Genomic DNA, 13,390 nt, shown 5'->3' with positions numbered 1-13,390 from the left:
CGCGCGGAAGCGCATCGGGGGTCCTGTCGTCCGTCCCAGGCGTTCTGCCGCCGGGCGGGAGTGTATGGGCTGTCGCGCTGTCCGTCCCGGGCGTGCCGGCGCCGCGGGGGAGTGCATCGGCGGTCCCACCATCCGCTCCGGGCACACCGTTCCCGCGCCGGAGCGCATCCGGTGTGCCGGGCGCGGGGCCGGCGACGGCTGGGTCGGCTCGGCCGGTCTCGTGCCGCGGTGCGGCGCCTGCCTCGCGGCGGTCGCCTTCCGGCCCCGGCCCCTGCGCGCTGTCGGCCATGGCGTTCACGCCCCCCGCGCCGCGAGTACCGCCGCCAGGTCCAGCCCGCGGGCGCGGTCCGCGTCCTCGCGGTACTTCAGCACCGAACCCAGGGTGGCCACCGCCAGTTCCGCGTCGACCTCGTCGGCGCCGAGGGCGTCCAGGGCCTGGGCCCAGTCGAGGGTCTCGGCCACGCCCGGGGGCTTGAGGAGATCCTCGGCCCGCAGTGCCTGCACCAGTGCGGTCACCTGCTCCGCCAGCCGGGCCGAGACGCCGGGCAACCGCCGCCGCACGATGGCCAGTTCACGGGCGAAGGTCGGGTGGTCGAACCAGTGGTACAGGCAGCGCCGCTTGAGGGCGTCGTGCACCTCGCGCGTACGGTTGGAGGTCAGCACGACCACCGGCGGCACCTCGGCGCGCAGTGTGCCCAGCTCCGGGATCGTGACCGAGAACTCCGACAGCAGCTCCAGCAGGAACGCCTCGAACTCGTCGTCGGCCCGGTCGATCTCGTCGACCAGCAGTACCGACGGCTGCGTCTCCAGAGCTTTCAGCAGCGGCCGGGCGACCAGGAAGCGCCGGTCGTACAGCTCGCCCTCCAGCCGGTCGGCGTCCTTCACCCCGGCCGCCTCGGCGGCCCGCAGGTGCAGCAGCTGACGCGGGAAGTCCCAGTCGTACAGGGCCTGCGAGGCGTCGATGCCCTCATGGCACTGCAGCCGGATCAGCGGCGCGCCGAGCGCCTCGGCGAGGGCGGAGGCGAGCGCGGTCTTGCCGACGCCCGCGTCGCCCTCGCAGAAGATCGGCCGGTGCAGCCGGAGCGCGAGGAAACAGGCGATGGCCAGTCCGTCGTCGACGAGGTAGCCCGTCGCCTCCAGCCTGGCCCGCACCTGCTCGGGGCCGCTGATGCCGTGCGTGTGCGTGATCTGTCCTCACCCCATTCCGGCGGCCGCCAGCACCGCGCGCCGGGTGAGCACCCGTGTCAGGTGCTCCCGGTACTCGGGCGTGGCCGACGCGTCCTGCGAGGCATGGGTGCCCTCCGCCGCCGACTCCGCGGCCCGCGCGACGGCCTCCGCGTCCCCGGCGCCGGTCAGCGCCTGCTCGGTCGCGGAGGCCCGCAACGGGACCGAGCTCATGTTGGTCAGGCCGATCCGCGCCTCGGCGATGTGCCCGTCGTCGCGCCGCACCAGCGCGGCCACGCCGACCATCGCCCAGGACTGCGAGACGCGGTGGAACTTCTCGTAGTGGAAGCCCCAGCCGTCCGCCTTCGGCAGCCGCACCTCCACCAGCAGTTCGTCCGGTTCGAGGGAGGACTGCAGGTAGTCGACGAAGAAGTCGCGGGCCGCGATCGTCCGCCGTCCCCGCGGCCCCTGCGCCACCATTTCGCCTTCCAGCGCGAGCACCACGGCGGGCAGGTCCCCGGCCGGGTCGGCGTGGGCGAGCGAGCCGGCGAGGGTGCCCCGGTGCCGTACCGCGGGGTCCGCGACGGTCGCCGTGGCGGCCGCCAGCAGACCGGCGTGGCGGCGCACCAGCGGGTCGTGGACGACGTCGTGGTGCGTGGTCATCGCGCCGATGACCAGCGTGTCGCCGTCCTCCCGCACCCCGCGCAGCCCGGGGATGCGGCCGACGTCCACGACCAGCTCGGGGAAGGCGAGCCTGAGCCGCAGCAGCGGCAGCAGGCTCTGCCCGCCGGCCAGCACCTTCGCCTCCTCGCCGCCGTCGGCGAGCGCGCGGACCGCCTCGTCGACGCTGGTCGGCCGGACGTAGTCGAATGCCGGGGGGATCATGTGGAGGCCTCCATTCCGGACCGGACCGCCCGCCACACCCGCTCGGGGGTGCAGGGCATCCGGACGTCGTCGACGCCGAAGGGCCGCAGCGCGTCCACGATCGCGTTGACCACGGCCGGCGTCGAGGCGATGGTGCCCGCCTCGCCGACGCCCTTGACCCCGAGGGGGTTCGTGGTGGACGGCGTCTCGGTGCGCTCGGTGGTGAACTCGGGCAGGTCGGGCGCCGAGGGCACGAGGTAGTCGGCCATCGTGCCGGAGACGAGGTTGCCCTCGTCGTCGTAGACGGCCTCCTCGTACAGGGCCTGCGCGATGCCCTGCGCGAGCCCGCCGTGCACCTGTCCCTCGACGATCGTCGGGTTGACGACCTTGCCTACGTCGTCGACGCAGACGTAGGACCTGATCTTGGTCTGCCCGGTCTCGGTGTCGACCTCGACGGCGCACAGGTGAGTGCCGTGCGGGTAGGAGAAGTTCTCCGGGTCGAGCAGGTGCTCGGCGTTGATGCTCGGCTCCACGCCGTCGGGGAGATCGTGCGAGGTGAACGTCTCGAAGGCGATCTCCTGGATGGTCTTGCGGGCGTCCGGGGAGCCCTTCACGGAGAACACCCCGCCGGAGAACTCCAGGTCCTGCTCGCTCGCCTCCAGCAGGTGCGCGGCGATCTTCCGGGCCTTGTCGACGACCTTCACCGCCGCGTGGTGCACGGCCGATCCGCCCACCACGAGCGAGCGCGAGCCGTAGGTGTCCATGCCCTGCGGGGCCGCCTTGGTGTCGCCGTGCACCACCTCGACGTCCTCGAAGGGCACGCCCAGCACGTCGGCGGCGATCTGGCTCCAGCTGGTGACATGGCCCTGGCCGTGCGGGCTGGTGCCGGTGATCACCTCGACCTTGCCGGTGGGCAGCATGCGGATGCTCGCCGCCTCCCAGCCGCCGGCCGCGTACCTGAGGTCGCGCAGCACCCGGCTCGGCGCCAGGCCGCACATCTCGGTGTACGTCGACACGCCGATGCCGAGCCGTACGGTGTCGCCCCGGTTGTTGCGGTCGGCCTGCTCGGCGCGGAGCTTGTCGTAGTCGAACAGCGCGAGCGCCTTCTCGGTGGCCGCCTCGTAGTTGCCGGTGTCGTAGGTCAGGCCCGCGATCGAGGTGTACGGGAACTCCTCGTGCCCGATCCAGTTCCGGCGCCGCAACTCCACCGGATCCAGGTCGAGTTCGTGGGCGAGCTCGTCCATGATCCGTTCGATGGCGAACGTCGCCTCCGGGCGCCCGGCGCCCCGGTAGGCGTCGGTCGGTGTCCGGGTCGTGAAGACGCCGGTGCAGGTGAAGTCGTAGGAGTCCATCTTGTAGATCGCCGGGTACATGAAGGCGCCGAGGATCGGGATGCCCGGGGTGACGAGCATCAGGTAGGCGCCCATGTCGGTCAGCAGGTCGACCTTGAGGCCGAGCAGCCTGCCGTCCCGGTTGGCGGCGACCTCGATGTCCTGGATCATGCCGCGGCCGTGGTGCGTGGCCAGGTAGCCCTCGGAGCGGGACTCGGTCCACTTAACGGGGCGGCCGATGCGGCGGGCGACCGCGAGCGCGAGGGCCTCCTCGCCGTACACCTGGAGCTTGGAGCCGAAGCCGCCGCCGACGTCGGGGGCGATCACCCGGATCTTGTGCTCGGGGATGCCGGTGACCACGGCCATCATCACCCGCAGGATGTGCGGGATCTGCGTCGCCGAGTACAGCGTGTACTCGCCGGAGGCGGCCAGCGGGGTGACGACGACCGCGCGGGGCTCCATCGCGTTCGGGATGAGCCGCTGGTGGACGTAGCGGCGCTTGACCGTCACTTCGGCGCGCTGCCGTACCGAGTCGAAGTCCTCGCCGGTCTTCAGCGGCCAGACGTAGCAGCGGTTGGTGCCCTTGTCGGAGTGGACCAGCGGGGAGTCGTCCGCGAGCGCGGCCTCCAGGTCCAGGACCGGCGGCAGCGGGTCGTAGTCGACCTCGATCGCCTCCAGGGCGTCCGCGGCCGCGTACCGGTCGCGGGCCACGACCAGGGCCACCGGGTCGCCGGCGTGGCGCACCTCGTCGACGGCGATGGGCGGGTGGTCGGGCAGCACGATGTCCTCGGTCACCGGCCACGCGCACGGCAGCGAGTTCAGCCCTTCGGCGAGGTCGGCCCCGCTGAACGCGGCCACGACGCCGGGGCGTTCGAGCGCGGGCGAGACGTCGACGCGGGTGATGCGGGCGTGGGCCATCGGGCTGCGCAGGATCGCCATGTGCAGCAGTCCGTTGACGCTGATGTTGTCGGTCCAGTTGGTCTGGCCGGTGATCAGCCGGGCGTCCTCCTTGCGGGGCCGGGCGCGGCCGACCTCGCCCTGCACGGCCTGGTCGGTCATGCCGGGACCTCCTCTTCGGACGCGGCCTGCACGGCGCGCACGATGTTCTGGTAGCCGGTGCATCGGCAGAGGTTGCCCTCCAGGGCGTGCCGGATCTCGTCCGTGGTGGGGTGCGGGTGCTCGCGCAGCAGGTCGCGGGCGGCCATCAGCATCCCGGGGGTGCAGTAGCCGCACTGCAGGGCGTGCTTGTCGTGGAAGGCCCGCTGCAGCGCGGTCAGCTCGCCGTCGTGGGCGAGCCCCTGGACCGTCGTCACCTCGCTGCCGTCGGCCTGGACGGCGAGCACCGAGCAGCTCTTGACGCTGACACCGTCCAGCTCGACCGTGCAGGCCCCGCAGTTGGAGGTGTCGCAGCCGATCGGGGTGCCGGTCAGGCCGAGGCGGTCGCGCAGGTAGTGGACCAGCAGGAGGCGGGGCTCCACGTCGTCCTCGTAGGTCGTGCCGTCCACCTTCACCGAGATGTGGGTCATGTGCCCTCCAGGGACTGAGCGGGCCGAGTGAGGGAGCGAGGGGAAACAACGAACGATCGTGATGTACGTCACTCTAAGACCGCCCGCGGGAGGCGGCGAGTGCTCCGGCGCGGTTCGTTGAGCGTTAATCCATTGCCGGCGCCGTCGCGGCTCTGCTGCACTCGTGGGGACCGGCCGTCCCACCACGAGGAGCCCTCATGCGCACTGCGTCCATGTCCACCCAGGAAGGAACCCCTCCCATGACGAAGGACATGACGCTCGGTGCATCTGCTCAACCTCGGAATCCTCGCGCACGTAGACGCCGGTAAGACCAGCCTCACCGAGAGGCTGCTGTACTCCGTCGGGGTGATCGACGAGATCGGCAGCGTCGATCACGGCAGCACCCGGACCGACACCCTCGCGCTGGAGCGGCAGCGCGGCATCACCATCAAGTCCGCCGTCGTCTCCTTCCCGGTCGACGGCGTCACGGTCAACCTCATCGACACCCCCGGCCACCCGGACTTCATCGCCGAGGTGGAGCGCGTGCTCGGGGTGCTCGACGGCGCCGTGCTGGTCGTCTCGGCCGTCGAGGGCGTCCAGGCGCAGACCCGCGTCCTGATGCGGACCCTGCAGCGGCTGCGCATCCCGACGCTGCTGTTCGTCAACAAGATCGACCGCCGCGGAGCCGACGGCGAGGGCGTCCTGCGCGCGATCCGGGAGCGGCTCGCACCGGCGATCGTGCCGATGGGCGCGGCGCACGGCCCGGGGACGCCCGGGGCGCGCTTCGTCGCGGGCCTCGGGGCGGGGGCGGCGGAGGTGCTCGCCGACCATGACGAGAGGCTGCTGGAGGAGTACGTCGAGCACGGTGCCCTGTCACCTTCCACCGTCCGCGAGGCACTCGCCGCCCAGTCCCGCTCCGCCCTCGTCCACCCCGTCTACTTCGGCTCCGCCATCACCGGGGCGGGCGTCGACGCCCTGATCTCCGGCATCCGGGACCTGCTGCCGCCGGCTGGCGGCGACCCCGACGGGCCGGTGTCGGGCACCGTCTTCAAGGTCGAACGAGGGCCGGCGGGGGAGAAGGTGGCCTACGCCCGGATGTTCTCCGGCACCCTGCGCACCCGCGACCGGGTCCCCTTCGGGGAGGGCCGCGAGAACGGCGCGGACCGCAGGGGCGGCAGGGAGGGCCGTGTCACCGCGATCAGCGTCTTCGACCACGGCGCCGACGTGCGCGTGGACGCCGTCCCGGCCGGCCGGATCGCCCGGCTGTGGGGACTGGCCGACATCAGGATCGGCGACGCCCTCGGTGAACCCCGCAAGGCCTGCGGGCACTTGTTCGCGCCGCCGACCCTGGAGACGGTCGTCGTGCCGGGCCCCGGTGCGGACGGGCGCCGGCTCCACACCGCCCTCACCCAGCTCGCCGAACAGGACCCGCTGATCGGCCTGCGCCACGACGAGGTCCGCCAGGAGCTGTCCGTGTCCCTGTACGGCGAGGTGCAGAAGGAGGTCGTCCAGGCCACCCTGGCCGACGAGTTCGGGCTCGAGGTCGGCTTCCGCGAGTCCACGGTCATCTGCGTCGAGCGGCCGATCGGGACGGGCGCGGCGGTCGAGTTCAACAAGAAGGGCGCCAACCCCTTCCTCGCCACCGTCGGACTGCGCGTCGAGCCCGCCCCTGCGGGCGCGGGCGTCGGCTTCCGGATGGAGGTGGAGCTCGGCTCCATGCCGTACGCCTTCTTCAAGGCCGTCGAGGACACCGTCCGCGAGACCCTCGGACAGGGTCTGCACGGCTGGCAGGTCGGCGACTGCACGGTCACCATGACCCACTGCGGCTACTCGCCCCGGCAGAGCCACGCCAACCAGGGCTTCGACAAGAGCATGTCGAGCACCGGAGCCGACTTCCGCGGGCTGACGCCGCTCGTCCTGATGGCGGCGCTGCGGCGGGCCGGCACCCGCGTCCTGGAGCCGATGCACCGCTTCCGCGTCGAGGCCCCGGCCGACACCCTGGGCGCCCTGCTGCCGGTGCTGGCCGCCTCGCGGGCCGTGCCCCGTACGACCGAGACGCGGGGGGCGGTCTGTGTGCTGGAGGGGGAGGTCCCGGCCGGACAGGTGCACGTGCTCGGGCGGCGACTCCCCGGGCTCACGCGCGGGGAGGGCGAGTGGGAGAGCGCCTTCGACCACTACGCACCGATCACCCACGGAACCGTTCCGGAACGCCCGCGCACCGACCACAACCCCTCGACCGCAGGGAGTACCTGTTGAACGTGACACGTCGAGTGGGCAGTTGAGGCGGCTGGGAAGGGGCGTACCGAAAAAACCTGAAACTTACTCAAGAGTCAGAAGTATTGACGGTGCCCGGAAAGGGCCAGACTGTAGTGGACATGCCGAATATCCGGACGCGTCTGCTCGTTGTCCTGGTTGTCCTCTTCGGATCTCTCGCGGTGGCGGGCGTCCCGTCCGCCACCGCCGCCACCCTCCCCGACTCCCTCTGGTTCGACGAGTCCCCCCTGACCGTGCAGAACGGCCGGTTCGTCGACGGAAACGGCCGCGAGGTCGTGCTGCGCGGCTACAACGTCTCCGGCGAGACCAAGCTGGAGGAGAACAGCGGCCTGCCCTTCGCCTCGGTCGCCGACGCCAGGAAGTCGGCCACCGCGCTGCGCGCCCTCGGCGGCGGCAACTCCGTCCGCTTCCTGCTGTCCTGGGCCTACGCCGAGCCCACCAGGGGCACGCTCGACACGGCCTACCTGGCCGCCGCCACCGACCAGATGCGGGCCTTCCTCGACGCCGGCATCCGTGTCTACCCCGACTTCCACCAGGACCTCTACTCCCGCCACCTGTTCGACGCGGGCAGCTGGTACACGGGTGACGGCGCCCCCAAGTGGGCTGTCGCCTTGGGGAGTTATCCGCAGGAGTCGTGCGGCATCTGCCTGTTCTGGGGGCAGAACATCACCCAGAACCAGGCCGTGACGAAGGCGCAGTACGACTTCTGGCACAACGCCTACGGGCTGCAGGACTCCTTCCTGGACACCGCCCAGAAGACCATGGCCTATGTCCGACAGCACCTCGGCGACGCGGAGTTCGCGGGCATGGTGGGCTTCGACCCCTACAACGAGCCCTACGCCGGCAGCTACGACTCGGGCCAGACCAGCCGCACCTGGGAACAGAACCTGCTGTGGCCCTTCTACCAGAGGTTCCGTGCCCGGATGGACGCGGCCGGCTGGCAGGACAAGCCCGCCTTCGTCGAGCCGAACCTCTTCTGGAACGCCAACATCGCCTCCCAGAAGCAGGAGGGCGGTCTGCTCGACGCGGGCACGCTCGGCCCGCGGTACGTCCTCAACACCCACTTCTACGACCAGAAGGCCATCTCCGGCATCCTGATGTGGGGCAACGCCTCCGACGGGCAGTACGCGAGCGACTTCGGCACGGTCCGCGACCGCGCCTCGGCCGCCGGAACGGCCGCCGTGGTCAGCGAGTTCGGCCATCCGCTGTCGGGATCGACGGCCGGCAAGGCCCCGACGGTGGACAAGGCGATGTACCAGGCACTCGACTCCCGCCTGCCCGGCTCCGGTTGGTGGAACAACCCGTCCGCGTCCGGCCCGGTGATCTCCGGCAACCAGTGGCAGTGGGACCTCTACAACGGCCGCCACCACGAGCTCATGAACGGCAATCCCGACAAGGTGCGGACCGCCGGGGACGCCTGGAACGACGAGGACCTCTCGGCGGTGAAGCTCGACGACTCGGGCGCGGTGACGCTCCGTCAGGACGCCCGGCTCCTTGACCGTGTCTACCCCGCCGCCACGGCCGGTACGACCCTCGCCTTCACCTACGAGGACCGCTCCCGCGACGGTTCGACGACCCTGACGTGGAACCCGGTGCCGAACTCGCTGCCGAACGTTGCCCAGTTGGTCGGCTCGGGCCAGTACGGGCTGCTGGTGTGGCGCTCGGGCAGCGGCTCGGCGCCCACGGAACTGCACCTGCCCGCCTCTTTCCCGACCGCCGGCACCACGGTCGTCTCCGACCTCGGATCGGTTTTCGGTCCACCGGCCTACACGGCCTCGGCCCCGGTCGCGGCGGCCCCCGAACCGGGTGGCACGGGCAGCCGGCGGCTGCTGCTCACCGACGCGGACTCGGGTGTCCTGCACTACGCGCTGGTCACCAACGGGGCGACGGCGCCGTCGGCGGCCCTGCTGTCCGCGGCGCGGTCCGAGCTGGCGTCCTGGGCGGCGGCCCGCTTCTGACCGGCTCGGCGCGTACGACGGCGCCGGACCGTGCGGTCCGGCGCCGTCGGTGCGCGGTCAGCTCGCGGACGGACCCGTCCAGTCGGCCTGTACATGGCCCAGCCGCACGCGCTGCGGGTGGTCGCCGACGGCGACGGACGTGACCTTCTGGCCGGTGGCGAAGTCGATCGCCGTGATCTGGTCCGCGCCGCTCTCGGAGATGACGCAGTCCTTGCCGTCACCGCTGACGGTGGCCCAGTACGGGGTGGACGCCGTGACGAGCGGCCCCTCCTGGAGGGTGGCCCGGTCCACGACGGTGGCGTAGTTGTCCATCGTCCCGGCGACGCACAGCTTGGTGCCGTCGGGGCTCATCGAGATGCCGTGGTGGCGCGAGTCCAGCAGCCAGGTGGTGCGGTCGGTGCTGGTCGCCGGGTTCGCGGGCAGCGTCTTGACCCGGGTGATCTTGTCGGTGGCGATGTCGTACTCCAGGAAGCCGTTGAAGAACGACACCTGGAAGTACATCTTCGACCAGTCGGGGGTGAACGCGGCCGGGCGGACCGCGTCGGAGAAGTTCTTCAGGCCGATCGCGTCCAGCCGGTCGCGCATGTCGATGGTCTTGACGGTCTTGTACGTGGTGGCGTCGACGACCGTGATGTGGCGGTCGCCCTTGGTCCAGTCCGCCGACGGGTCGTCCAGGGAGGTGGTGACCTCGCCGATCGACATGTTCCAGATGTACTTGCCGCCGTTGGTGAAGACGTTCTCGTGCGGCTTGTCCCCGGTGTCGAACTCCCCGAGTTCCTTGCCGGTGTTGATGTCCAGTACCTGCACCTTGTTGGCGGTGGACGCGGAGACCGCGACCCTGGTGCCGTCGGGGGAGACGGCCATGTGGTCGGCGCGGTAACCGGCCACCGGGAAACGCCAGTTGATCTTGTCGGTGGCCAGGTCGATGGAGACGACGTCGGCGAAGCTCGGCCGGGAGACCACCACCGACCGGCCGTCCGGGGTGGAGTACATGTCGTCGACGTACTGGTCGTGGCCCTGGCCGACCTGGTTGCGGATGGCCGTGTAGTAGATCCACTTGATGGGGTCGGCGTTGATCTCCGCGATGCGCTGCGCCTTGTCGGGGACGACGTTGATCTCCCCGACCTTGGCGAAGTCGCCGGAGGACTTCAGGACGGTGGCGGTGCCGTCCCAGTTGTTGCCCACGAACAGCACCTCGCGCAGCGCCGCGGACGAGTCCGCGGTGGCGGCGGTCGCGGGCACGGAGACGGTCAGGGCGAGGGCGGCGGCTACGGAGCAAAGGTGCCTGGATCTGAGGGCAGGCATGACTGCTCCCTCCTCTGGATGACGTGGCGACAGGGGCATGCCAAATGAAGACGGCTCGCGGAATCTGAAAACAACGGCGTTCAGACTCTTACTTACTGGAAAGTAAGGAAGGGGTGGCCTTCTCCACAAGACTGCGTACACGACAAAATCAAGGGATCACTCGACAGGGAGGTCCCGTGACGGGGAGGCTCAAGGCACCGACCGGGCGGTACGGCGGCAAGACCGCCGCTCAGCGGCAGGCCGAGCGGCGCGGCAGATTCCTGGACGCCGCTCTCGAGCTGTTCGGCGCCGACCCCGGCTACCGGGCCACGACGGTGGCGGCGCTCAGCGAGGCCGCCGGGCTGTCCACCCGGCAGTTCTACGAGGAGTTCCGCACCCTGGAGGACGTACTGGCCGCCCTCCATCTGCAGGTCAACGGCTGGGCCGAGGAAGCGGTGGTGGCCGCGCTCGCCGAGTCCCGGGACCGGACGATCGCCGAGCGTGTGACCGCGCTCTTCCGCGCCTACGCCGCGAACATCACCAGCGACCACCGCCGCATCCGGATCGCCTTCGTCGAGATCATCGGCGTCAGTCCGCGCCTGGAGGAGCAGCGCCTGGCCCGCCGCGCCCACTGGGTCGACCTCATCTGCGCCGAGGCCGAGACGCTGGTCGCGCGCGGAGAGGCGGCGCCGCGCGACTACCGCCTCGCCGCGACAGCCTTCATCGGCAGCGTCAACGGCCTGCTGCACGACTGGAGCGCTGGATGGGTGGACGCGACCCTGGACGAGGTGGTGGACGAACTGGTGCGGCAGCTTCTGGGCATCCTGCGGCCGCAAGGGTGGGAGCCCGCCGTCGGATGAGGTCCGGGCCCGGCGCGTCGATGCGCCCGGGCCGAACGACCGTGCCCGGACGGCCGGTTGACGTCTGCCGCAGCCGTTGACTTCCACGCAACCGGAGCCCTACCTTCGGCCGCAGCCTGTTCGACTCACCGATCTGTGTTCGACATGTCGAATAGACATCCTCTCGGAGCCCGCCCCGCTGAAGGAGCCGCATGCATCCCCCACCGCGCACGACGGTCCGGCGCCTCAGAGCCGCCGCCGCACGCCTCCTCGCGCTCGCCCTGACGGTGACCGCCGCCCTGCTGTTCGCCGCACCCGCCCCCGCACAGGCCGCTACGAGCCGTCAGATACCCGTGCCCACCGCCCCGATGGGCTGGGCCTCCTGGAACAGCTTCGCCGCCAAGATCGACTACAACGTCATCAAGCAGCAGGTGGACGCCTTCGTCGCCGCGGGCCTCCCGGCGGCCGGCTACCGGTACATCAACATCGACGAGGGCTGGTGGCAGGGCACCCGCGACAGCGCCGGCGACATCACCGTCGACACCGGTGAGTGGCCCGGCGGCATGAGCGCCGTCGCCGACTACATCCACAGCAAGGGCCTCAAGGCCGGCATCTACACCGACGCCGGCAAGGACGGCTGCGGCTACTACTACCCGACGGGCCGGCCCGCCGCCCCGGGCAGCGGCAGCGAGGGCCACTACGACCAGGACATGCTGCGGTTCTCCGAGTGGGGCTTCGACTTCGTCAAGGTCGACTGGTGCGGCGGCGACGCCGAAGGACTCGACGCGGCGACGACGTACAAGGCGATCAGCGGCGCGGTGGCGAAGGCGGCGGCGACCACCGGCCGCCCACTGACCCTGTCCGTATGCAACTGGGGCAAGCAGAACCCCTGGAACTGGGCGCCGGGCCAGGCACCGATGTGGCGCACCAGCACGGACATCGTCTACTACGGCAACGCGCCGTCGATGACGAACCTGCTGTCCAACTTCGACCAGACCCTGCACCCGCTCGCGCAGCACACCGGCTTCTACAACGACCCGGACATGCTGATGGTCGGCATGGACGGCTTCACCGCCGCCCAGAACCGCACCCACATGAACCTGTGGGCGGTCTCCGGCGCACCCCTCCTCGCCGGCAACAACCTCGCCACGATGACGACGGAGACCGCCGCCATCCTGAAGAACCCCGAGGTCATCGCCGTCGACCAGGACCCGCGCGGCCTCCAGGGCGTCAAGGTCGCCGAGGACACCAGCGGACTGCAGGTGTACGGCAAGGTCCTCGCCGGCACCGGCAACCGCGCCGTCGTCCTGCTCAACCGCACGTCCTCCGCGCGGAACGTCACCGTCCGCTGGGCCGACCTGGGCCTGACCGACGCGTCCGCGAGGGTGCGGGACCCGTGGGCGCGCGCGGACCTCGGCACGTACGGCACCGGCTACACGGCGAGTGTCCCGGCGGGCGGCTCGGTGATGCTCACCGTCACCGGCGGCACGGAGGCGTCGAGCAGCACCTACACGGGCACGTCGAGCTTCTCCGGCGTGGCCGCCGGCAGCACCGGGATCAAGGTCGTGGACGTCACCTACACCAACGACACCTCCACGGCCCGCACCGCCACCCTCACGGTCGACGGACAGGGCGCGACGACGGTCTCCTTCCCGCCCACCGGCTCCGCGCAGGGCACGATCTCCGTCATGGCCGGCCTGGCCAAGGGCTCCTCGAACACCCTCGCCTTCTCCGGGGCGCCGGCGCTGTCCGGCATCACGGTCCGCCCGCTGCCCGGCGCGAACGGCAACCAGGTCGTCGGCAGGCAGTCCGGCCGCTGCCTCGACATCTACGACAACACGATCACCAACGGCACCCAGGCGGAGGTGTGGGACTGCAACGGCGGCCAGAACCAGGCTTGGACGTACACCTCCCGCAAGGAACTCCTCCTCTACGGCGACAAGTGCCTGGACGCCTACGACCTCGGCACGGCCAACGGCACCAAGGTCGTCATCTGGGACTGCAACGGCCAGAACAACCAGAAGTGGAACGTCGACGGCGACGGCACGATCACCAACGTCAACGCCGGGCTGTGCCTGGACGGGTACGGCAACGGCACCGCGAACGGGACGCCGCTGGTCCTGTGGAGCTGCAACGGCGGCGACAACCAGAAGTGGACGCTGAACTAGCCC

8 protein-coding genes and 1 pseudogene are annotated in these 13,390 nt (G+C 71.0%); 4 read left to right on the top strand and 5 right to left on the bottom strand.

The genetic code is table 11. The annotated features are described in order from the left end of the window. Nucleotides 1-294 precede the first annotated feature (294 nt). The 4 genes from LN251_RS40030 to LN251_RS40015 are packed head-to-tail and all read right to left on the bottom strand — an operon-like array spanning nt 295 to nt 4,885. Nucleotides 295-1,152 (bottom strand): AAA family ATPase, encoded by an 858-nt coding sequence (locus LN251_RS40030; protein ID WP_458249050.1) that lies wholly within the window; start codon nt 1,150-1,152, stop codon nt 295-297. Between the two features lie 42 nt (nt 1,153-1,194). Then, nucleotides 1,195-2,049 carry an FAD binding domain-containing protein gene (locus LN251_RS40025; protein ID WP_458249049.1) on the bottom strand — a complete coding sequence of 285 codons (855 nt, stop codon included), beginning with the start codon at nt 2,047-2,049 and terminating at the stop codon, nt 1,195-1,197. Beyond that, on the bottom strand, nt 2,046-4,418 hold the full coding sequence (locus LN251_RS40020) for a xanthine dehydrogenase family protein molybdopterin-binding subunit (RefSeq protein ID WP_458249048.1): 2,373 nt from the start codon (nt 4,416-4,418) through the stop codon (nt 2,046-2,048). The genes LN251_RS40025 and LN251_RS40020 overlap by 4 nt, the downstream gene beginning before the upstream one ends. Beyond that, on the bottom strand, nt 4,415-4,885 hold the full coding sequence (locus LN251_RS40015; protein ID WP_383676952.1) for a (2Fe-2S)-binding protein: 471 nt from the start codon (nt 4,883-4,885) through the stop codon (nt 4,415-4,417). The genes LN251_RS40020 and LN251_RS40015 overlap by 4 nt, the downstream gene beginning before the upstream one ends. 261 nt (nt 4,886-5,146) lie before the next feature. On the opposite strand from LN251_RS40015, the pseudogene LN251_RS40010 reads away from it, so the two are divergent. Continuing rightward, a pseudogene (locus tag LN251_RS40010) lies at nt 5,147-7,146 on the top strand (GTP-binding protein). Nucleotides 7,147-7,239: 93 nt separating this feature from the next. Beyond that, nucleotides 7,240-9,096 (top strand): endoglycosylceramidase, encoded by a 1,857-nt coding sequence (locus tag LN251_RS40005; RefSeq protein WP_458249047.1) that lies wholly within the window; start codon nt 7,240-7,242, stop codon nt 9,094-9,096. 57 nt (nt 9,097-9,153) lie between these two features. Here LN251_RS40005 and LN251_RS40000 read toward each other — a convergent pair whose 3' ends face one another. Then, complete coding sequence (locus tag LN251_RS40000) at nt 9,154-10,401, bottom strand: YncE family protein (RefSeq protein ID WP_458249046.1); 1,248 nt, start codon at nt 10,399-10,401, stop codon at nt 9,154-9,156. Between the two features lie 176 nt (nt 10,402-10,577). Here LN251_RS40000 and LN251_RS39995 point away from each other — a divergent pair, with 176 nt between their 5' ends. Both LN251_RS39995 and LN251_RS39990 read left to right on the top strand, forming a co-directional pair. Then, entirely contained in the window at nt 10,578-11,240 is a 663-nt protein-coding gene (locus tag LN251_RS39995) for a TetR/AcrR family transcriptional regulator (protein WP_458249045.1), read from the top strand. Nucleotides 11,241-11,431: 191 nt separating this feature from the next. Further along, complete coding sequence (locus LN251_RS39990; RefSeq protein WP_458249044.1) at nt 11,432-13,387, top strand: RICIN domain-containing protein; 1,956 nt, start codon at nt 11,432-11,434, stop codon at nt 13,385-13,387. Nucleotides 13,388-13,390 lie beyond the last annotated feature (3 nt).

This window comes from Streptomyces sp. MAI_2237 (assembly GCF_054189285.1).
This window is presented reverse-complemented; position numbering and strand designations above follow the sequence as displayed.